The following is a 21,810-nucleotide window of genomic DNA, read 5'->3' on the forward strand; positions in this document are numbered from 1 at the left end:
TATGTTTAATATTGATACTGGTTTGATTTTAAACATTAATTATATTAAATCAATAAATAATGTTACTATTTTAACATCAAATTATGGTGTTAAAATAGTTTCTTTACCAGAAATAAAAATCAATTTAAATAAATATAATCTTTTAGATTGTTGAATTTTTATTTTTAATCAAAATTATGATTGTTCAAACTTATGTATAACATATAAAAAAATAAAAAGTTTTAATAGTTTTATTAATGAAAAAAGTTATGAATTGATTAAGGGTTTTAACAAGATAATTATTAATTATTTAGAAAAAAATAAGATTAATAATAAAAATATCTTTCCCTTTTTATTTAATTTATATGAACAGTTAATGATAAATAGTAACTTTAAGAAAGTTTATGTTTTTTTCTTATTTCATAGTTTAATATTTCAAGGAATTCAGTTTAATTTTATTAATTGTAATCAAATAACTAACTTGTATTTAATTAATTATGATTTGGGTGGTGTTTTTTGTAAAATTTGTTCTTTAAAATTAGTTATAATTAATTTTGACATTGTTTTGTTTAAAAAATATATCAACTTTTCATTTATTAAATTATCAAGATATTAATAAATGAAAAGTTGAAAAAGAAGAACTTAATAAAATTCTTAATATTTTAGAAAACCACTGTCAAAAATATAATAATAAATTAATAATTACATAAATATTTTAACGCTTTTCTCCCTTTATGTACTATTTTTTAATTTTATCACATAAATGCTGAGAAAAGCGTATCTACGGACTTCTCCCCACATTTTTAAATTAAACACAGCATTACAATTTCAAAACTAGGTATCTTGTTGAATTTATATGCAGCTTCTTTGGCATATAAATAAACATGATATTTTGCAACTTTGATATGTGTTTTAAATGTTCTTCTTATATGTTTTCAAACTGATTCAATTTGATTGGTATTTACACCAGTTTTTGAAACATAACCATCTTGATGGTTAACTGTTTTATGTTTTGGGAAAACCAATTTGAAATCGCAATATCCTTTTCAATCATCAGTATATACATGACATTTTGAAGAAATGTGGCTTCTTGCAAAATTCAAAAGACTTTTACTCTTTGCATTTTTCAATACTTTCACAATTAAATTATTAGTTGTTTTTTCATAAATGCCAACAATCAATGTTTTATTTTTCAAGGATCTTCCTTGTTTTTTAAAAGCCATATTTGAAAGATACATTTCATCAATTTGCACTGTGCCTTCAACAATAAATTGAGGTTCTTGTTTTGCAATACGTGTTCTAATTTTATGACCCATTCTCCATGCTGTTTTTAAGGTCACTCCCAATTCTTTTGAAATATCAGTTGACGGAATTCCATGGTTGGTGTTTATTCATCTAAAGATGAGGTAAAATCATGATCTTAAAGATGTTTGTGACCTTGAAAATATGGTACCCGTGAGAATACTAAATGTTTGATTACATTTCAAACATTTAGTATTCTTTTTAAATCAGAAGTATTCAAATTAAAACTAGAACACCTAATACATTTGTTTTCTTTCAAATTTGCTATATATGCAAGACATTGCTGTTCAGTTTGAAAAGCATTGTTGAACTCATTCAGTTTCATTGTTCCCTCCACAAGTACATGTGGGAGAAGTCCGTATTTAATAATTAGTTTTTATATTGTTCTTAATAATATATAACACTTATAATAGGTTGACAAAACCTATCTATGAACATATTATTAACAAGATTATTCTTTTTAGAGATTTTATGTATTATTTAAGATATTTAAGAAATTTTTTATGATTAATGGAGGGGCAATGATTAATAAAATTATCAATGATAAGTCAATGAAGGAAATAATTACTCATTTAAAAGAAAATGGTTTTATTTTTCAAGGATCAGAAATTTATTCAGGTCTTGCTAATAGTTGAGATTATGGTCCGCTTGGTGTAGCACTTAAAAATAATATTAAGAAAAGTTGATGATTTTTTTTTGTTGAAAAAAATCCATACAATGTTGGGTTAGATAGTTCAATTATTATGAAATCTAAAGTTTGAGAAGCTTCAGGGCATTTGAGTAATTTTAGTGATCCATTAATTGATTGTAAAAAATGTAAGTCTCGCTTTCGAGTTGATAATTTAATTAATCATTATTTTCCTAGTATTAATTGTGATAATTGAAGTAATGAAAAATTAGAAACATATATTAATCAAAATCATATTAAATGTATTAAATGTAATAATGAAGATTGAACTAAAGTTAGACAATTTCAATTAATGTTTGAAACATATCAAGGTGTTTTAAAAGAAGAAAAAAATAAAATTTATTTAAGACCTGAGACTGCACAAGGAATATTTATAAATTTTAATAATGTAAGAAATAGTTGTAATAAAAAAGTACCATTTGGTATTGGTCAAATTGGTAAAAGTTTTAGAAATGAGATAACTCCTGGTAATTTTATTTTTCGTACTAGAGAATTTGAACAAATGGAATTAGAATTTTTCTTTATTCCAAAGGATAAAAATGATAACACTTGATTTAATTATTGAGTTGATCAATGTAAAGAATTTCTCTCCCTAGTAGGTCTATTAAATTCAAAAAATATAAAATTTAAAAATCATGAACAAAATCAACTAGCACATTATGCATTAGCAACTACTGATATTGAGTATAATTTTCCTTTTGGTATGAGTGAATTATGTGGTATAGCTAATCGTGGGAATTATGATTTAACAAAACATAGTGAGAATTCTGGTGTAAATTTTGAAATTCAAGATCCTAATGTTACAGTAAAAAGAATGGTTATTCCTTCAGTTATTGAACCATCAATTGGTGTTGAAAGACTTTTATTAGCTTTAGTTTGTCAAGCATTTACAAAAGAAGTTTTAAAAGACGGTAAAGAACGGTTAGTGTTAAAATTAAATAAGAGTATTTGCCCTTATCAAGTAGCTGTTATGTCTTTAAATAAAACAAAATTGGGTAAAGAGGCATATGAAATTTTTGAAATGTTAAATAAAAAACAATTAAGAGTAATTTATGAAGCATCATCAAGTGTTGGTAAATCTTATCGTTATCAAGATGGTATTGGTACTATGTATTGTGTAACAATTGATTATGACACAAAAACTAAAGGTACTGTTACAATTAGAGATCGTGATACTACAAATCAAGTTATAGTTAAAGTTGATCAACTTAAAGAATATTTATATGACAAATTAGACATTATTTGTTAGAATTGTGTGAAAAAATATGGATATCGAGTTTAATAAAAAAATTAATGAAGTTAAAGCAAAAATTAATATTGTCGAAGTTATGGGTAAATATTTAAATTTGATCCGTAAAGGCAATAATTTTTGAGCTATCTGTCCTTTTCATGAAGACTCTACTCCTTCATTATCAATTTCACAAGAAAAACAAATTTATAAATGTTTTTCTTGTGGTGAACAAGGAAACGTTTTTATTTTTTTACAAAAATATAAAAATATTAATTTTATTAATGCTCTTAAAGAAGCAGCAGATAATGTTAATTTAAATTTAAAAGAGTTTGATATTAATTTATCTGAATTTAATGTTGAAACTAAAAAAAATCCACTAAAAATTTTAAATAATATTGCAATGAATTTTTTTAGTTATCAATTACTAACTGATATTGGTCAAGAAGCAATGAAATATTTACAAAATCGTAATATTACTACTGAAAATATTAAATATTTTAATATTGGTTATGCACCGGTTAATAATGAATTAATAGATTATCTTAATGCACAAGGTTATAAAGATAATATTGAATTTGTAAAATTAGGACTTATGAAAATTAATAATAAGGATCAACTTCTTCATACCTTTTCAAATCGAATTATGTTTGCTATTAAAGATGAAGATGGAGATTGTGTTGGTTTTTCTGCAAGAAGTTATAATAGAGAAGATAAAAGTTATAAGTATATTAATAGTCCAGAAACAGATTTTTTTAAGAAAAGTAAAATTTTATATAATTTCAATAATGTTAAAAATTATATTAAAAAAAATGAAGTTATTTATTTAACTGAAGGTTTTATGGATGTTATTGCTTTAAATAATCAAAATATTAAAAATGTTGTTGCTTTAATGGGAACAAATTTAACAAAAGAACATATTTTACTTTTAAAAAAAATTACTACTAATATTATTATTTTTTTAGATGGTGATTTACCAGGAAAAATAGCATCTTTAAAAATAGCTAGTGTTTTATTATCAAATAATTTTAAAGTACAAATTATCAATAATGATACTAAATTTGATCCTGATGAATTAATAAATAAATTTCCTCAACAATTTTATGAAATAATAAAAAAAACTATTCATCCTTTTGAATTTGCAATTAATTTATCATTAACTAAATATAATATTAAAAAAGATAGTTATGAACTTAATGAATTTTTAAAATCATTAGTTCCAATTTGAACGCAAATCAATGATGTTATTACTCAAAAGTTTTATTTAAATATGTTAGCAAAAATAACTAATTTATCTACTGAAGACTTAATACAAATTTTAAATATTGATAATAATTTAGTAACTACAACTTTCAGTATCAAAAATAAATCTAAAATAGAAATAAAAAATATTTTTTTTGAAGCACAAGAACAACTTATTTTTTTAGTAATGTTATCAAAAAATGTTTATTTAATTTTAGAAAAAGAAAAATTTATTTTTCCAAATCAAGATTTTATGAATTTATATTTTTTAATTAGTCAAAAATATCAAAATAGTCAAATAGAAGCAATTAATTTTGATTTAATTTTAGAAGAACTTAAAGGTAATTCACTTTTAAATATTTTAGATAAACTTATTGATAAGTATAAAAATAAAAAGTTTGATTTAAAACCTCAAATTATTAATGATTACTTAAAAATTATTAATAATCAACTAATTGATTATGAAATAAAAATGATCAATGATAAATTGAAATCTGAAAAAAATATTGAAAAACAAATATTGTTATTAAAAGAAATATCAGTATTAAAAAATAAAATAAAGAAAAAATAAGTATGATGATAAATTAAGGATAAGGTGAAAATATGGCTGCTATAGAACAAAAAACTAAATTGAAAAAACTTTTAACTTTAGAGGAAGTAGAAAGTAATTTAATTAAAAAATTAGAAAAAAGTCAAACAAAAGAATTAAAACAAGAAGATGTTATTAAAGAGTTTGCACATTTAAAATTAGATGATGATACGATCGAGGAAATTTTTGATCGTTTAGAAAAAGAAGGAGTAGTCTTTACTGATATTTTGATGGATGAAGTTGATGATGATGCTAATTTTCATGATATTGATGATGAACAATTACCTGATGATTTAGATATTGATATTTTAGTTAGTGATTTGAGTTTTAAAAATACAATGGGTATCTCTAATGATACAAGAAGAAAAGATGGAATTAAGTCTTATTTTAATATTTTGGGAACAAGTCAAATATTGAGTCAAGGTGAAGAAATTAAATATGCTAAAATGTTAGAATCAAAAGATGTTGAGGAAAGAACATATGGTCGTGAGCAATTAATTAAATCAAATTTAAAATTAGTAGTTTCTGTTGCTAGAAAACATTTAAATCGTGGTTTAGATTTTGCTGATTTAATTGAAGAAGGTAATATTGGTCTTATTAAAGCAGTTGATAAATTTGATTATCGTCGTGGTTTTAAATTTTCAACTTATGCTACTTGATGAATTAGACAATCAATTACACGAAGTTTAGCTGATCAAGGTAAAATGGTTCGTGTACCTGTTCATATGGTTGAAAGAATTAATAAGTTAACAAGAATTGAAAGAAACTTAACACAAGAATTAGGTCGTGATCCTACTCATGAGGAAATTGCGAATAAAATGGGCCAAAACATGACAGCTGATCGTGTTCGTGAAATTAAAAAACTTGCTATTGAACCAGTATCTTTAGAAAAACCAATTGGTGAAGAAGATGATACACATTTTGGTGATTTTATTAAAGATAAAAATATGCTATCTCCCGATGAATATGCTGAAAGACATTGATTAAGAGAACAATTGGATCGTGTTTTTGCTGAAGTATTAACAAAACGAGAAGAAAAAGTTATTAGAATGCGTTTTGGAATTTTACCAACAAAATTAAGAAGATTATTAGAACTTTGTGAAGATGAAAAAGAAATTGGTGAATTAAAAACAGTAGTTAATAATTTACAATTACATTATGATACTAGTTTAGATAAAACAGAATTGTTAAGCGATAAGGTTGTTCATCGTCATATTACTAAGTATGATTCTCCAAAAACTCTAGAAGAAGTTGGTAAAGAATTTATTGTTACAAGAGAAAGAATTAGACAAATAGAAGCAAAGGCAATTAGAAAATTAAAACATCCGTCTAAATCTAAGCATATTAAAGAATTTTATAAAGGGTAATAGTTAAAATGTTAACTATCAATAATATAATTAATGTTTTAGAAACATACTTTCCTTTAACAGATGCTTGTGAATGAGATTTTTCAGGAATACAAATTAAATCAAAAACAAAGACCGATATTAATAAAATTTTAGTTTGTTTGGATGTTACTAATGAGGTTTTAACTGAGGCCATTAATAATAATATTGATTTAATAATTTCTCATCATCCATTAGTTTTTGCTAAAGATATTAATCAATCTAATATCTCAAATTGAAAAAAAGAATTATATAACAAAATACTAATAGCAGATATTAATGTATATTCATTACATACTAATTTTGATATATCATTGGTAGGTATGAATGTGTTGATGGCTAAAGAATTAAAAGTTAAAAATATTCATTTTATTAATGAAGAAAAGTTGGTAATAGTTGGTAAATTTGATAGACAAATGCCATTAAAAGAATTGATTAATAACTTAAAAAAATATTTTAATGTTACAAATATACAATTGGTTAATAATAAATTGAGTGATAAAAATATAGTGACTGTTGCTTTATCTGCTGGTGCTGGTGGTGATATTATTAGTAATTTATCTAGCAATATTGATTTATTAATTACTGGAGAAATGAAATGAAACTATATTATGGAAGCTAAAGATAGAAAGATTAATGTTATTTTGGTTGGTCACTATATGGAACAAAAATTTGTTGATTTTCTTTTTCAATTACTTAGTGAAAAATTATCAACAAAAGTTAAAGTTTTTAAATATAATTTAGAAAATCCTATTACTTTTTTTTAAACTTATAAAATTTAAAAAGGAAAAAACTATTTTTTAAATTTTATAAGTTTTAGGAGGTTGATAAATATGATTTTAAAAGATTTAGAACCAATGACTGATCAAGAGTGTCAAGCAGTTAGTGGTGGTTTTGTTCAATTTTTGATGGGTGACATGTTAGCGGGGATAGCAATTCCTGTTATTAAAAATTTATGAAATAGTGTTTCAGGAAGTATTAAGTTACCAGGTGGTATTGAAAGTAAATGAGACAGTTCTAAAGATGATAGTAAAGATTTAGCAAAAATTAAAGATGAATTTAATAAATTTCAAGAAAAATTAACACATTTAATACCACCTTTTTATGAATTTTAAAGAACTTAATAATACAAAAAAACCAAGAGAAAAAGCCATTAAATATGGCTTTGACGCTCTTAGAACCTGTTTAGAATCTTTTTAATAAAATTGAAATAAAGGAAAGAACAACCATTTGTAAACTAGTATTTAATTTTCTTTCACAATTTTTTCATAATCTTCTACATTTTTCTAATCAAGCAAAACTTCGCTCTACAACTCATCTTTTTGGTAATATTACAAAAGAATGTAATTCATTACGTTTTACAACTTCAACATTCGCATTTATAATTGTTTTGATTGCAGAAGCAAATTTTTCACCAGTATAACCAGCATCTACTATTATTTTTTGAACTGTAGAAAGATTTTCTTTTTCATTTTGAATCATTATTATAGCACTATTACGATCTTTTTTTCTGCTGTAGTTACGTAAATTGCATGTGGTAAACCTTGAGAATCAACAGCAATATGACGTTTTATTCCTGAAATCTTTTTACCAGCATCATAACCTTTATTTTTAGTAGTATCTGTTTTTTAACACTTTGTGAATCAATTATACAAAAACTGGTTTTTTCTTTTCGATGATTATTGATACGAATTTTTCTAACTAATTTTTTTTAAAATTAATTGTTATATGCTAGGTTCTTTACCATTATTTTTACTTCAAATTTGAAAATAATAATATACAGTTTGTCATTTTGGAAAATTTTTTGGTAACATTCTTCATTGACGACCACTTTTTAATACATATAAAACTGCACAAAATACTTCATATAAATCTAAATTTCATGGTTTTGTTTTCTTTTTGACATTTTCTAAAATTAATCTTATGTTCTCAAATTGTTCTTTAGTGACATGACTTGGATAATTTTTATGCATATATACCTCTTATTTTAAAATATATAGTAATTTTACCATTTTTATCTAAAAGATTCTAAACAGGTTCTTAGTGATAATGAATTATTAGCAATTATTTTGCGAACATGAACTAAAGAAAAAAATGTATTATTTTTAGCGCAAGAAATAATTACTAATTTTAATGGTCTTGAAAATTTAAATAAAGTAACTATTAAGTCTTTAATGAGTATTAAAGGTATTGGTGTTAGTAAGGCTTTAGAAATTTTAAGTTGTTTAGAAATAGTAAAAAGAATAAGAACTATTGAAAGTCAAAAAAATATTTTAAAATTATTATTCCTGAAGATGTTTTTAATTTAGTTAATGCATATTATCAAAATTTAACGCAAGAACATTTTTATTTACGGACTTCTCCCCACATGTACTTGTGGAGGGAACAATGAAACTGAATGAGTACAACAATGATTTTCAAAATGAACAGCAATGTCTTGCATATATAGCAAATTTGAAAGAAAACAAATGTATTAGGTGTTCTAGTTTTAATTTGAATACTTCTGATTTAAAAAGAATAAGAACCTGTTTAGAATCTTTTAGAGAATAAGGTAAAATTACTATATATTTTAAAATAAGAGGTATATATGCATAAAAATTATCCAAGTCATGTCACTAAAGAACAATTTGAGAACATAAGATTAATTTTAGAAAATGTCAAAAAGAAAACAAAACCATGAAATTTAGATTTATATGAAGTATTTTGTGCAGTTTTATATGTATTAAAAAGTGATCGTCAATGAAGAATGTTACCAAAAAATTTTCCAAAATGACAAACTGTATATTATTATTTTCAAATTTGAAGTAAAAATAATGGTAAAGAACCTAGCATATAACAATTAATTTTAAAAAAAATTAGTTAGAAAAATTCGTATCAATAATCATCGAAAAGAAAAAACCAGTTTTTGTATAATTGATTCACAAAGTGTTAAAAAACAGATACTACTAAAAATAAAGGTTATGATGCTGGTAAAAAGATTTCAGGAATAAAACGTCATATTGCTGTTGATTCTCAAGGTTTACCACATGCAATTTACGTAACTACAGCAGAAAAAAAGATCGTAATAGTGCTATAATAATGATTCAAAATGAAAAAGAAAATCTTTCTACAGTTCAAAAAATAATAGTAGATGCTGGTTATACTGGTGAAAAATTTACTTCTGCAATCAAAACAATTATAAATGCGAATGTTGAAGTTGTAAAACGTAATGAATTACATTCTTTTGTAATATTACCAAAAAGATGAGTTGTAGAGCGAAGTTTTGCTTGATTAGAAAAATGTAGAAGATTATGAAAAAATTGTGAAAGAAAATTAAATACTAGTTTACAAATGGTTGTTCTTTCCTTTATTTCAATTTTATTAAAAAGATTCTAAACAGGTTCTAAGATGTTTGAAATGTAATCAAACATTTAGTATTCTCACGGCTACCATATTTTCAAGGTCACAAACATCTTTAAGATCATGATTTTACCTCATCTTTAGATGAATAAACACCAAACATGGAATTCTGTCAACTGATGTTTCAAAAGAATTGGGAGTGACCTTAAAAACAGCATGGAGAATGGGTCATAAAATTAGAAGACGTATTGCAAAACAAGAACCTCAATTTATTGTTGAAGGCACAGTGCAAATTGATGAAATGTATCTTTCAAATATGGCTTTTAAAAAACAAGGAAGATCCTTGAAAATAAAACATTGATTGTTGGCATTTATGAAAAAACAACTAATAATTTAATTGTGAAAGTATTGAAAAATGCAAAGAGTAAAAGTCTTTTGAATTTTGCAAGAAGCCACATTTCTTCAAAATGTCATGTATATACTGATGATTGAAAAGGATATTGCGATTTCAAATTGGTTTTCCCAAAACATAAAACAGTTAACCATCTTGATGATTATGTTTCAAAAACTGGTGTAAATACCAATCAAATTGAATCAGTTTGAAAACATATAAGAAGAACATTTAAAACACATATCAAAGTTGCAAAACATCATGTTTATTTATATGTCAAAGAAGTTGCATATAAATTCAACAAGATACCTAGTTTTGAAATTGTAATGCTGTGTTTAATTTAAAAATGCTGAGAAAAGCGTATATTTATTATTAAATAATCAAAATAAATTAATTCATCAAAATTTATTATATAAGGGTACTAATGATAATATGAAAATTGATGTTAAAGATATGTTGCATCTGGCACTTATTCATAAATCGAGTAAAGTAATTTGTATTCATAATCATCCTAGTGGTAATAGTGAACCCTCACTATCTGATTTATATATTACTGAAGAAATTAAAAAAAATTTTCAAGTTTTTAATATTACCTTAGTTGATCATATTTTTATTAGTAAAGGTAATTATTTTAGTATTAATTTAAATAAAAACTTAAAAAAATACATTACTTAAATTTAAAAATATAGTAAAATTATTATGGTTTAGTGTGTAAATAGTATTTAACTTACCAAGAATGGACTAGTTATTAAACATAGTTTGTTATTAGATATTGATAAGAAAGGAGAAAATTATGTCAACAATTAAACCAAGCAATGAATCATTTACTGCCCAACCGTCACTATTTGGAAAAATTATGGTTTATCTATCTTTTATTTTAATATTTCCAATAATTTTATTTATTGTTTCTCGTAATAATTTTCTAAGATTACAACAATCAATTGAAGAAACTGCTTCTGATATTGATTTACAATTAAAGCGTCGTTTTGATTTATTAACAAAATTAGTAGATACTACTAAAGGTTATATGAAATTTGAAAAAGGTACATTAACAGATGTTGTATCTTTACGAAGTGGAAAAATGGAAACAATGAGTGATCTTTCAAAAGCAAATAGTGGTCTTAATGCAGCTTTTGGAAAATTTAATGCTTTATTAGAAAATTATCCTGATTTAAAAGCAAATACTACTGTTTTACAATTACAATCAGGTGCCAAAGATTGTGAAGATAATATTGCCGCTGCTAGAAGATTTTATAATGCTAATGTTAAGGTGTTCAATAGTAAAATTAAAACCTTTCCAAGTAATGTTGTAGCATCAACATTAAATTTAGTTTCAAAAGATTATTTTCTTGCATCAGATAGCGATCGTCAAGATATTAAAATTGATTTATAAAATTAAAACTTATATTAATTAGATTTAGTTCTTTTATTTTTTTATTTAAGAAAAATTATATTTTGTTATAATCTAACTCATTAAGTAAGTTCTTAATAAATATTAAAGAAAGTAGTAAAGTAATATGAATATTTTTTTTCAAATTTTTTCAAATTTTTCTTTTTTAATGTTTTTATTATGAATTTTTTTGTTTGCATATTTATCTCATTAAATAAAAAATTTACTAAACAAGAAATTAATGATTTTAATAGTAAAATAAGTCAAAAGAGAGTTAGTCGTTATTTTAATATTTTTTATCAATGATCTTATTTATTTAATGGTATTATTAATGAACAAACTTCATTATATGTTAATCCATCTGTATTTCAATCAATTGATGTTCCATATCTTATTTCCTTTAATGAAGTTATTGGTCAAGTTAATAGTAATTCAGGAAACGATAAAATTATTAATTTTCCGGCTTTAATATCAGTATATGTTATATTGGGTTTAGGATTATTAGCAGGTAGTTGATATTTATTCAATCGTAGAGATTTTACTTAAAAAGTATAATATAAAATATTTTAATATTTTTATTAGTTAGTTTTATTTTTAGATAGTATGAAGTTAGTTCATGCTATCTATTTTTTTAAAATAGATGAATTTGTAACTATTTAATTATATTAAAAAACTTAAAATATAAAAAAATAATTATCAAAATGATAATATGTAAATCATGTAAAATTAATCTAGATTAAATTAATTAAGTATCGTTTTTGTTTTATATTTGTTTTTATAATTTTTTATGTTAAGATTTGTTTGTTATTAAAATATAAAATTTGTTATTTTAAAATAGTGTTTGTCTGGATTTTTATATGGATATTCAACAAGATTTTTATGTTAAAAAGATTTTTTATGCTTGTTATGTTAAAAATGTGGTTTTACCTATTTCTTTTTTAAATAATATTGGAAATGTTAGAGGTAAATCTTATATTGGTAATAAACAGAAATTAAGAAATAGTACTGTTCGTACTAAAACTAATTTAATTAAAAAAGCATTACATAATTTTTATGATAGTAAAATGTTAAGTTTTGTTACTTTAACTTATAAAAATAATATGCAAGATATTAAAAAAGCTAAGAAAGATATTCGTTTATTTTTTCTTAAATTAAAGAAATGATGAAATGAACCTAAACGTTTTCAACATTTAGGAGAATTAAAATATTTTTATGTTTATGAATATCAATCTCGTGGTGCTATTCACTTTCATATAATTTTTAATAGAAAAATATATAAAAGTATGATATTAGAATGATGAACTCATGGTTTTAATGATTTAAAAACAGTTAGAAATGTTACAAATGAATTTGTTATTAAATATTTAGGTAAATATGTTACAAAAGCAATGGATGATGTTAAGTTTTTAAATCAAGCAGATGTAGGTGTAAAGGCTTATGCTTTTTCGCGTAATTGTAAAAATCCTATTGTAATTCGTGGGATTAAAAAAATAACAATTCAAGATATAATTAAAGCAAGTTTTAATGCAACAAATGTATTTTATTTTAAAACTCAAAGAGATAGTAATGGTAATACTGTTATGGTTGGTGGTATTATTGAAAGTACTGTTGTAAATGATTATTTTAAGGACTGTGAAAATTATGAACGTTATTTATATTTAAGTGCTTTATCGCATAAGCATTATTTATGGACTAGTGAAATTGGCTATTTAATTTACAGAGATAAAGATGTTTTGACTTGGGTAGAGAAAGTTTTTGGTAATAAAGTTGAAAAAATAGATTATAAAAAAAAGATTTTACATTAAGCAAATTTCTATTAATATGAATATAGTAATTATTGATTATTTCACAATTTTGTATTGCATCTCAAAAATTATTATTTTTTATTTTTATCTTTAAACCAATATTTAAAAAGGTTAATGAAGTAATTATAAAAATTAAAATTGGAACTAAAATTATACAAAATATAATTCCAATTTGTAATTGTATTCAATTATAATAATTTTTATTATTTTGAGTAAATCAACATATAAGATTTGCAGAGTGAACTAAAATATAATTTATGCTAAAAATGTTTAGCAACTTAAAACCATTTGTTTTTCTTAAAATTAATTTTAAACTATTATCAAAATGTATATAGTCAAAATAATTTGATATGTTAATTAACATTAAACCTGTACTCATAAATAAAATAGTTAAAATAAGCAAAAGTAAAGTTGTTAATTGTAATTTTTTATTTTTCTTTATTTTCATCTTTAAAATCTCCTTTATATTTTTATCACAATTTTAGCATATTAATTTAATATAAAACACTTGTATATATAATTGTTATTGTCAAAATAATTTAAAGTCACCAGACAAGGCTTTATTTTATTTTGGCATTTTTTCTTTTTTTGCTTGATATATATAAATATATGTATATTTATATATTAAGATGGTTTTACCCACATCTTAATCTGGCTTTATAGCCGTTTGTCTGGAGGTTAAGTTTTTTTTTATGTTCAAAGTACAGTTAGTTAATATTGAAAAAGAGCGTATTATTCGCGATAAAAATAATAAAGGTCAAACATTAAAGTTTGATTTTTTGAAGTTTGTAGAAATAAATAAACAAACAAGCGTGCCAACTGGTCAAACACGTGATAAATGATATAATCCGGAATTTGCTAGTGATTTTAATAATTGTTTATCTACTGTTGATTTAAAAGTTGGTAATTTTTATTCACTTGAACTTGATTTAAGCGGTAACATTAAAAAACTTTCTAATTGAAAATAGTTATTTATTAAAAGGGTAATTTTAAATAATTATTAATATGTTAGGAGTTAATTAAATTATGTCTAAAAATGATAATTGTTCATGTAAGCAAGCATTTCATTTAGCGATTTATATCTGTAAACTTTGTGACCAAGTTATTTGTCCTAAAAAAGTTTTACAAAACTTATATACTAGAAAATATTATTGTCCAAATTGTATATTAGATATTGCTTTAAATAAGGCAATGAGACAGCAAGAGAGTAAGTTAAATTATGAGACATAAATGTAGTGATTGAACTTATGAACGAGTATATGGTTGTGAAATTTGTTATACAGTTGCTAATGAAATGGAACGAATAAGAAAAGAGAATAAAAGAAATAAATAACATTTAAAAAGTGTGCCAGAAGCTTTTGGCAAAAAAGTAAATAAGGGGCTTATATATGGATTATATATTTTTCATTAAGCCCCAATGGATTAGATTATAATTCATATACAAGCTCCTTATTAGTATATAAAGTAAGGAGTTTTATTTATGCATAATGAAGTAGAGGAAACTAGTAATTATACGTTAACTAAAATTTTAAGAACTGGATTAAGTCCATTAAGTGCTATGGTAGGAGTTAGTGCTTATTATGGTCAATATTTAAAAGACCCAATTTTAGGAAGTATTAATTCTTTGTTGTTTAGTAAAAAGTTAGGAATTGATATCATGGAATATTAATCAAAGACCTACTACTAAAAATAAAGTTATTAATAGTTATAAAAAGATATTTTTAGGTTTAGGAACAATTGGTTTAATAAATTATGCCAAGTTTGTTCAGTATGTAGATAAATCAGTTTCTTTATTGAGAGATGAACCATGTTTTTGACTACCATGTCCTACTGAACCACCAATTCCTACTCCAATACCAATTCCTAAGCCAGTAATTGATAAACCTTTTGTAGATTGAGATATACTTATATATCTTTAAATAGTTTTGATATAGGGAATGTTATTAGTGGTTTAACTGAGTTAATACCTAATAGATTTCAAAATATAAGAACCTGTTTAGAATCTTTTAGAGAATAAGGTAAAATTACTATATATTTTAAAATAAGAGGTATATGTGCATAAAAATTATCCAAGTCATGTCATTAAAGAAAAATTTGAGAACATAAGATTAATTTTAGAAAATGTCAAAAAGAAAACAAAACCAAGAAATTTAGATTTATATAAAGTATTTTGTGCAGTTTTATATGTATTAAAAAGTGGTTGTCAATGAAGAATGTTACCAAAAAATTTTCCAAAATGACAAACTGTATATTATTATTTTCAAATTTGAAGTAAAAATAATGGTAAAGAACCTAGCATATGACAATTAATTTTAAAAAAAATTAGTTAGAAAAGTTCGTATCAATAATCATCGAAAAGAAAAAACCAGTTTTTGTATAATTGATTCACAAAGTGTTAAAAATACAGATACTACTAAAAACAAAGGTTATGATGCTGGTAAAAAGATTTCAGGAATAAAACGTCATATTGCTGTTGATTCTCAAGGTTTACCACATGCAATTTACGTAACTACAGCAGAAAAAACAGATCGTAATAGTGCTATAATAATGATTCAAAATGAAAAAGAAAATCTTTCTACAGTTCAAAAAATAATAGTAGATGCTGGTTATGTGAAAAATTTGCTTCTGCAATCAAAACAATTATAAATGCGAATGTTGAAGTTGTAAAACGTAATGAATTACATTCTTTTGTAGTATTACCAAAAAGATGAGTTGTAGAGCGAAGTTTTGCTTGATTAGAAAAATGTAGAAGATTATGAAAAAAATGTGAAAGAAAATTAAATACTAGTTTATAAATGGTTGTTCTTTCCTTTATTTCAATTTTATTAAAAAGATTCTAAACAGGTTCTTAGGATGTTCTTTTAATCTTGTTGCAATTATTCTAGCATTTTTGCAAGCTCGTCATAATCGTAATTCTAAAGTTGATGATCCTCTTAAAACAAGAAAGGCGTCATGAGGTGATAATACAGCTCCCGTTAAATCTTTTAATCCTTCAAAACGAATTTTATCTATTAAAGTACTTTTACCACAAACAATTCCGGCCATAACATCAGAATGACCATTAATATACTTTGTTGCTGAATGGATAACAATATCAGCACCAAAAGTTAAGCGTTTAGTAATGATTGGTGTAGAAAAAGTATTATCAACAATTACTTGAATTTGTGGATTATATTGATGGACAATATCACTAATTGCTTTAATATCTAAAATTTTTAAAGTAGGATTAGCTGGTGTTTCGAAAAAAACAATTTTAGTATTGGGTTTTAAATTTTTTTTAATTTCATCAAGTTTAGTAAAATCAGCAAAATCAACTTCAATTTGAAAACGTGATATTCCTTTTTCAATAAGTGAATGAGTATCACCATAAATTGTTTTTGATGATAATAAATTGTCGGTAGCATTTAATAATGTTCAAAAAGTAGATGAAATGGCGCCCATACCTTATGAGAAAGCAATTGCTTTTTCTGAACCTTCTAAATGTGCCATTCGTTTTTCTAAAACAGTTGTTGTTGGATTACCAATTCTTGTATAAACATATCCTTCTTCTTGTAAATTAAATATCCTACCACTTTGTTCGGCACTATCAAAAGCAAAAGTTGTTGATAGATAAATGGGGGGGTAGGGCGGCTCCAAATTTATCATTATAATTACCACAATGAACTAAATTAGTTCATTGTGGTAATTATTTTTATTTTTTTTTAAGTTTTGTCATAATTATCTCTCCTTATAGATATAAATTTATTTTATTTTTATGTTATTTCCATTTAATTTGTATTTTAAAACTACCTTTATTTTATATAAAATAAAGGTAGCAAGTTTGTATTAAAGTATATAAATATCCTAGATTAATGTTAACAATCTGGTTTTAAAAAAGTAGTTATAATCTAATATTCAATTTTTATATGAAAATACTACAGTATTTTTTTGTTCTTTTATAGTAAATGTTTTTTCAATAAAAAAGGTTACTTTTTTACTAGTAATCTTTAAATTCAATACTTATTATAGTTTTTATTAATTAACATAATTTTAATTTATTATTGATACTTTTATATATATAAAGATTTATTTAGAATGTATTTTATTATTGTTTTAAGTATAAAATATTTAGAATTTTGAGAAAAGTGTGAAATTGTAGTAAGAATATTAAATTGGAAAGTGTAGTAATGTATCATTATTATATTAATAAAACTTTTTAAATTTTAAAGTACTTTTTCTAAATAAATCTTGATTTAATTTTATAGTCAAAAATTTAGATATGCAATAAAAAAATAAAATTAGAAAAATTATTTTAAATAAGCAATTGCTTCAATTTCAATTAATGCATCTTTGGGAATTTTAGCAACTTGAACTGCTGCTCTTGCTGGAGCATGTGTACCAAATATTTCTCCATAAACTTTATTCATTTCAACAAAGTGATTTAAGTCTTTTAAGAAAATATTAACTTTTACAATATTATTTAAAGTAATATTAGCAGCTTCACAAATTGCTTTAATATTTAATAAACTTTGCTTAGTTTGTGAAGCAATGTCAGTGCCAATAAATTCACCTGTTTTGCTATTAATTGGCAATTGACCAGAAATATATAAAAAGTCACCTGCAATTATTGCTTGACTATATGGCCCAATAGCAGCAGGAGCATTAGGCGTATGAATAATATTTTTCATAGTTTATCACTCTTTCTAAAATCATTATGTTTTGTATCATTGAATATATTAGTAAAATGTAGCGTTATTTTTAAGTTATTTAGGTGGTATTAAATAATTAATAGTAATATAAAATTAGCGTCATTAATTATTTAAAACTTGAACAACTATAAATATATTTTACATGATTTTCTTTTCTTTTTTTAATTAATTATTTTTCACTTTAATATTTTTTTTATTTTAATTTTAATTAAATATTTATTTAATATTTAATTATCAGTATTGAAAATTAAATTTATTTTTACTTTTTAACATTTATAAGTGTAAAAAAATATTATTAAAGTAATTTCATCATTTTTTTAGAAAAAAAATACATTTTATGGTTCATTTTATAAAATGTTACTATATAATTTGATTACAGACCAGTAACATTTTTAAATTGGTTTGAAGATAACGTAGTTATAATAATATCTATAGTAGACATTATAATTATAATTCTTAAAACATTAGGAGGAAATCTTTTATGGCAAAAAGTAATTCTAAAACAAAGACAGAAATTATTAAGATAGTGGCGCAAAAGTCTGATGTCACAATTGCCTTAGCGACTAATATTATTGATTTATTTTTTGAAGAGATAAAAGTTGAAGTTGCAAATGGTGGTAAAATTAATATACCAAAATTTGGAATATTTGAAACTATTATTCGTGAAGCAAGAACAGGTCGTAATCCCCAAACTGGTGAATCTATTGTAATTAGTGCTTTTAAAGCACCTAAATTTAAAGCTAGTTCTGAATTTAAAAAACATACTAATCAACAAGCAGAAACTTTAGCTTCTTAAATTAAAAATTTTAAAAAATCAAGATAAAATGGATATATAATTTCTAATTTATATCCATTTTGTTCTATTTTTTTATATGTCAGTGCTTTTTTTTGAACTTTTAAAAATTTTAATTTTTCTCAAAAAACTAAGAAAAAGGCATCATGTTGTGAAAAATAAATAATAACAAAACTAATAGCATTAAGATAAAAAACATTTTCTAAGTATTCAAGTTGATGTTTTTTAAAATTTGAAATGGCAACCCTTTTTAGGACTATTTTTTGGTAGACATTTTTTCTTGATATTTAATGGGAGTTAAGTAGTTTAAAGTGCTGTGGATTCTTATATTGTTATATCAATTGATATAATCAAATAATTCTAATTTTAACTGTATTAATGATGTAAATTTTTTGTCATTAATAAATTCAGTCTTGAAAGTTTTAAAAGTTGCTTCAGCAACAGCATTGTCATAAGGACAACCTTTTTTACTTAAAGAGCGGGTAATATTGAATGCTAATAAAAGTTTGTTAATAATTTTATTATTAAATTCGTTACCTCGATCGCTATGAAATATTTGCATATCTTTTAAACAGCGATTTGATTGCATAAATGCTTGATATACCAATGATGCATCTTTTTTAGTACTACACTATGTCCAACAATTTCGCGGTTAAATAGGTCTATTAATAAGCAAATATAGTTTCATTTACCATTAACTTCAACATAACTAAGATCACTGACAATCACCTCATTTTTAATTCTATTATTAAAGTTTCTATTAACAATATTAGTGATTTGTTCATTATTTACTTTATTACGATGATTTTTAAATGATAATTTAGTGTATTTTGACATTAAATTATGTTTATCCATAATTTTTTTAATTTTTCTTCTTGATAAATAAATTTCTTGTTTTTCTAGTATGACTTTTAATCTTCTTGTTCCATAAACACATTTGTTTTCTTTAAAAGCACTAATAACAGCTTGATCATAAATATTATTTTTGATTTTATCTTCTTTTTTCTTTAAATTAAAATAATATGTTGATTTAGAAATTTTTAAAAAACGACACATTGGGCGAATCTTATATTTTCATTTATTATTTGCAATAATCTCTACTTTCTGCCTATTATTAGTGCTGCTTGCTTTAAAATATCATTTTCCATTCGTAATTGTTTTAATTCTTTATTCATTTGAATTAATTGTTTTTCTAAATCAGAAAGATTATCTTTAGTTTTAAAACTTCCCGAATTAGTAAATTGCTTAATTCATTTATATGCAACTGCTCTTGTAACATTGTACTCTTTAACAAGACAAGATACTGATTTGCCACTTTGATATAAAGCTACTATTTGTTTTTTAAATTCATCTGTATATGAAGTAATATTGGCCATAATTATATTTCCTTTCTTTTAACAAATATTGTTATTTGTCTACATAATTAGTGTCCAATAAATTGTAGCCGATCCAAATTATTTCATGGTAATGTTAAAGACTTAGTACTTTTTGCTTCAAAACATAAATATTTACCATGATAAACTCCATGATAATCAACATTACTTTTTTGTTTAAAATTTTATTATTTTGATATAAAATTGGTGGATTTTGTTTAAAAATTAATGCTTGTTTTTCATTATTTATAATTTCAATAGTATAATTAATTATAGTTTCAAGAAACATTCCACGGTTAGCATAAAACATTATTTTAATTCTCCCTTGCATATAGAATATTACTAACTTTGGAATAGTTTTCCTTTTAATTAAAGGAGGTATAAATATGAATATTTGCAAAAAGGATATTATAGATAAAGAATTTACTGTTGATTATAAAGGCTATGATTCTAAAGAAGTAGATTTATTTCTTGATTTAGTAGCTACTAATTATGAAATACTAGAAGAATTTGTAAATAAACTAAAAAAACAAAATGCAATTTTAGAAGATAATAATTACAAGTTGCTTAAAGAAATTGATACTTTAAAAACACAAATTTTAGTTTTAAAACAAGAAAAACAAAAATTAGAAGAAAAAGGTGTAGAAAACGTTGATATTATTACGAGATTAAGTAAATTAGAGAGTATTGTACATGAAGAATAAATATGTTATAATTTTCTTCTAAAAGAATAAAAAATGAGCTAATCGCTGCATTAGTATGTAGAGGAAAGTCCACGCTTGCACTTTCTGTGATGAAAGTAATGTTTGTGTTAGAGAAAACAATAACTCTAAGCAGTAATTCTGACGGCTGACAAAAACCTAAGTTTTTTATTAAATAAGGTTCTAGTCTATAAAAGTGTCATAGAGACGAGTTTTAAGGAAACTTAAAAGCTGGAACGAGATAAACCCCACAAGCGAGAAACCCAAATTTAGGTAGGGGCATTGGTTTATTAGAAATGAATAATAAATCGAACTATTGTTTTACAATAGTAGATAAATGGTTAGCACTTGCAAGAAGCAAGAACAGAACGTGGCTTATGATTTTTTTATTCTTTTTTTGTTTGTAAATTATTTGATTGAAGGTTTAAAAATGACTGAACTTTTAGTTTTATTAGATAAATTTAATTTTAGAATTAGTTGTTGTGAAAGTATTACTGGTGGACTTTTTGCTCAAGAGATTACTAGTATTGCTGGTGCTTCTAAATATTTTAGTGGTGGTTTTATAACGTATACTAATGAATCAAAAATCAATATTGTTAAAATTAAAAAAACAACCATTGAAAAATATGGTGCAATAAGTAAACAATGTGCTATAGAAATGGCTTTAAATACACAGAAAATTTTAAAAACAAATATTGCTATTAGTTTTACTGGAAATGCAGGACCTAATGCTGTAGAAAATAAACCAGTTGGTTTAGTATATGTAGGTATTGTTATCAATGATAATGTTTGATGTGAAGTGTTAAATATTTCAGGTAATAGAAACGAAATTAGATCAACTATAGTAGCAAAAGCAGTAGTTATTTTAAAAAAATTTTTATTAAGTTTTTAAAATTTAAAAAGGAATTATCTTATAG

The 21,810-nt window shown here is 23.4% G+C and carries 23 protein-coding genes, 1 other RNA gene and 8 pseudogenes; 23 read left to right on the plus strand and 9 right to left on the minus strand.

Annotation, left to right across the window (positions count from 1 at the left end):
- Position 1: 1 nt before the first annotated feature.
- Entirely contained in the window at positions 2-595 is a 594-nt protein-coding gene (locus tag AAHM85_RS07890) for a hypothetical protein (protein WP_342261614.1), read from the plus strand.
- Between the two features lie 187 nt (positions 596-782).
- Here AAHM85_RS07890 and AAHM85_RS07895 read toward each other — a convergent pair whose 3' ends face one another.
- Positions 783-1,466 carry an IS1595 family transposase gene (locus tag AAHM85_RS07895; protein WP_342261615.1) on the minus strand — a complete coding sequence of 228 codons (684 nt, stop codon included), beginning with the start codon at positions 1,464-1,466 and terminating at the stop codon, positions 783-785.
- Positions 1,400-1,618 (minus strand): hypothetical protein, encoded by a 219-nt coding sequence (locus AAHM85_RS07900; protein WP_342261616.1) that lies wholly within the window; start codon positions 1,616-1,618, stop codon positions 1,400-1,402. The genes AAHM85_RS07895 and AAHM85_RS07900 overlap by 67 nt, the downstream gene beginning before the upstream one ends.
- A 184-nt stretch (positions 1,619-1,802) precedes the next feature.
- On the opposite strand from AAHM85_RS07900, the gene AAHM85_RS07905 reads away from it, so the two are divergent.
- The 5 genes from AAHM85_RS07905 (at position 1,803) to AAHM85_RS07925 (ending at position 7,528) form a co-directional block, all read left to right on the plus strand.
- Complete coding sequence (locus AAHM85_RS07905; RefSeq protein ID WP_342261617.1) at positions 1,803-3,218, plus strand: glycine--tRNA ligase; 1,416 nt, start codon at positions 1,803-1,805, stop codon at positions 3,216-3,218.
- Positions 3,219-3,234: 16 nt separating this feature from the next.
- A complete protein-coding gene (dnaG, locus tag AAHM85_RS07910; protein ID WP_342261618.1) occupies positions 3,235-5,010 on the plus strand; it encodes a DNA primase in 1,776 nt (591 codons plus the stop codon).
- Positions 5,011-5,042: 32 nt separating this feature from the next.
- Entirely contained in the window at positions 5,043-6,395 is a 1,353-nt protein-coding gene (locus tag AAHM85_RS07915) for a sigma-70 family RNA polymerase sigma factor (RefSeq protein ID WP_342261619.1), read from the plus strand.
- Between the two features lie 8 nt (positions 6,396-6,403).
- The gene (locus tag AAHM85_RS07920) at positions 6,404-7,180 is read left to right on the plus strand and encodes a Nif3-like dinuclear metal center hexameric protein (RefSeq protein WP_342261620.1); all 777 of its coding nucleotides are present in this window, start codon (positions 6,404-6,406) and stop codon (positions 7,178-7,180) included.
- A gap of 66 nt (positions 7,181-7,246) precedes the next feature.
- Complete coding sequence (locus tag AAHM85_RS07925; protein ID WP_342261621.1) at positions 7,247-7,528, plus strand: hypothetical protein; 282 nt, start codon at positions 7,247-7,249, stop codon at positions 7,526-7,528.
- A gap of 70 nt (positions 7,529-7,598) precedes the next feature.
- Here AAHM85_RS07925 and AAHM85_RS07930 read toward each other — a convergent pair.
- A pseudogene (locus tag AAHM85_RS07930) lies at positions 7,599-8,386 on the minus strand (IS5 family transposase).
- Positions 8,387-8,443: 57 nt separating this feature from the next.
- On the opposite strand from AAHM85_RS07930, the pseudogene AAHM85_RS07935 reads away from it, so the two are divergent.
- From AAHM85_RS07935 to AAHM85_RS07995, 13 genes and pseudogenes are all read left to right on the plus strand, one after another.
- Positions 8,444-8,722, plus strand: a pseudogene (locus tag AAHM85_RS07935) (UPF0758 domain-containing protein); the annotation flags it as partial.
- Between the two features lie 67 nt (positions 8,723-8,789).
- A complete protein-coding gene (locus tag AAHM85_RS07940; RefSeq protein ID WP_342261622.1) occupies positions 8,790-8,963 on the plus strand; it encodes a hypothetical protein in 174 nt (57 codons plus the stop codon).
- A 37-nt stretch (positions 8,964-9,000) separates the two neighbouring features.
- A pseudogene (locus tag AAHM85_RS07945) lies at positions 9,001-9,788 on the plus strand (IS5 family transposase).
- Between the two features lie 16 nt (positions 9,789-9,804).
- Positions 9,805-10,149, plus strand: coding sequence for a hypothetical protein (locus AAHM85_RS07950; RefSeq protein WP_342261623.1), 345 nt, complete (start codon positions 9,805-9,807; stop codon positions 10,147-10,149).
- Positions 10,110-10,487, plus strand: coding sequence for a transposase (locus AAHM85_RS07955; RefSeq protein ID WP_342261624.1), 378 nt, complete (start codon positions 10,110-10,112; stop codon positions 10,485-10,487). Before AAHM85_RS07950 ends, AAHM85_RS07955 begins: the two co-directional genes overlap by 40 nt.
- Before the next feature lie 13 nt (positions 10,488-10,500).
- Positions 10,501-10,818 (plus strand): annotated as a pseudogene (locus tag AAHM85_RS07960) (JAB domain-containing protein); the annotation flags it as partial.
- A 118-nt stretch (positions 10,819-10,936) separates the two neighbouring features.
- Positions 10,937-11,536: a LemA family protein gene (locus AAHM85_RS07965; RefSeq protein WP_342261625.1), complete on the plus strand. Its 600-nt coding sequence runs from the start codon at positions 10,937-10,939 to the stop codon at positions 11,534-11,536.
- Positions 11,537-11,713: 177 nt separating this feature from the next.
- Entirely contained in the window at positions 11,714-12,079 is a 366-nt protein-coding gene (locus AAHM85_RS07970; protein ID WP_342261626.1) for a hypothetical protein, read from the plus strand.
- A gap of 311 nt (positions 12,080-12,390) precedes the next feature.
- Positions 12,391-13,338, plus strand: a complete 948-nt coding sequence (locus tag AAHM85_RS07975; protein ID WP_342261627.1) for a rolling circle replication-associated protein — start codon at positions 12,391-12,393, stop codon at positions 13,336-13,338.
- 692 nt (positions 13,339-14,030) lie between these two features.
- On the plus strand, positions 14,031-14,306 hold the full coding sequence (locus AAHM85_RS07980) for a hypothetical protein (protein WP_342261628.1): 276 nt from the start codon (positions 14,031-14,033) through the stop codon (positions 14,304-14,306).
- Between the two features lie 58 nt (positions 14,307-14,364).
- Entirely contained in the window at positions 14,365-14,568 is a 204-nt protein-coding gene (locus AAHM85_RS07985; RefSeq protein ID WP_342261629.1) for a hypothetical protein, read from the plus strand.
- Positions 14,569-14,818: 250 nt separating this feature from the next.
- On the plus strand, positions 14,819-15,007 hold the full coding sequence (locus AAHM85_RS07990; protein WP_342261630.1) for a hypothetical protein: 189 nt from the start codon (positions 14,819-14,821) through the stop codon (positions 15,005-15,007).
- 385 nt (positions 15,008-15,392) lie between these two features.
- A pseudogene (locus AAHM85_RS07995) lies at positions 15,393-16,133 on the plus strand (IS5 family transposase).
- A gap of 16 nt (positions 16,134-16,149) precedes the next feature.
- Here the strand turns inward: AAHM85_RS07995 and AAHM85_RS08000 are convergent.
- A pseudogene (locus AAHM85_RS08000) lies at positions 16,150-16,983 on the minus strand (aminotransferase class I/II-fold pyridoxal phosphate-dependent enzyme).
- A gap of 641 nt (positions 16,984-17,624) precedes the next feature.
- Positions 17,625-18,005, minus strand: a complete 381-nt coding sequence (locus AAHM85_RS08005; RefSeq protein ID WP_342261631.1) for a RidA family protein — start codon at positions 18,003-18,005, stop codon at positions 17,625-17,627.
- Between the two features lie 502 nt (positions 18,006-18,507).
- Between AAHM85_RS08005 and AAHM85_RS08010 the strand changes: the two genes are divergently transcribed.
- Positions 18,508-18,822, plus strand: coding sequence for an HU family DNA-binding protein (locus tag AAHM85_RS08010; RefSeq protein ID WP_342261632.1), 315 nt, complete (start codon positions 18,508-18,510; stop codon positions 18,820-18,822).
- Here AAHM85_RS08010 and AAHM85_RS08505 read toward each other — a convergent pair.
- The 4 genes and pseudogenes from AAHM85_RS08505 to AAHM85_RS08020 form a co-directional block, all read right to left on the minus strand.
- Positions 18,819-19,106 carry a Holliday junction resolvase RecU gene (locus AAHM85_RS08505; protein ID WP_425289733.1) on the minus strand — a complete coding sequence of 96 codons (288 nt, stop codon included), beginning with the start codon at positions 19,104-19,106 and terminating at the stop codon, positions 18,819-18,821. The genes AAHM85_RS08010 and AAHM85_RS08505 overlap by 4 nt on opposite strands.
- Positions 19,076-20,195: pseudogene (locus AAHM85_RS08015) on the minus strand (IS3 family transposase). The gene AAHM85_RS08505 and the pseudogene AAHM85_RS08015 overlap by 31 nt, the downstream one beginning before the upstream one ends.
- 47 nt (positions 20,196-20,242) lie before the next feature.
- Positions 20,243-20,332: pseudogene (locus AAHM85_RS08510) on the minus strand (hypothetical protein); the annotation flags it as partial.
- Positions 20,290-20,502 (minus strand): hypothetical protein, encoded by a 213-nt coding sequence (locus tag AAHM85_RS08020; RefSeq protein WP_342261633.1) that lies wholly within the window; start codon positions 20,500-20,502, stop codon positions 20,290-20,292. The gene AAHM85_RS08020 and the pseudogene AAHM85_RS08510, both read right to left, overlap by 43 nt.
- A 76-nt stretch (positions 20,503-20,578) precedes the next feature.
- Here AAHM85_RS08020 and AAHM85_RS08025 point away from each other — a divergent pair, with 76 nt between their 5' ends.
- The 3 genes from AAHM85_RS08025 to AAHM85_RS08035 all read left to right on the plus strand — a co-directional run bounded on the left by AAHM85_RS08025 (position 20,579) and on the right by AAHM85_RS08035 (position 21,785).
- Positions 20,579-20,896 carry a DivIVA domain-containing protein gene (locus AAHM85_RS08025; protein WP_342261634.1) on the plus strand — a complete coding sequence of 106 codons (318 nt, stop codon included), beginning with the start codon at positions 20,579-20,581 and terminating at the stop codon, positions 20,894-20,896.
- Between the two features lie 29 nt (positions 20,897-20,925).
- Positions 20,926-21,276: RNase P RNA component class B (gene rnpB / locus AAHM85_RS08030), an RNA gene on the plus strand.
- Positions 21,277-21,323: 47 nt separating this feature from the next.
- Positions 21,324-21,785 (plus strand): CinA family protein, encoded by a 462-nt coding sequence (locus AAHM85_RS08035; protein ID WP_342261635.1) that lies wholly within the window; start codon positions 21,324-21,326, stop codon positions 21,783-21,785.
- The last annotated feature ends 25 nt before the right edge of the window (positions 21,786-21,810 follow it).

It is taken from the genome of Spiroplasma endosymbiont of Notiophilus biguttatus, assembly GCF_964030985.1.
GTDB lineage: Bacteria > Bacillota_I > Bacilli_A > Mycoplasmatales > VBWQ01 > Spiroplasma_E > Spiroplasma_E ixodetis_A.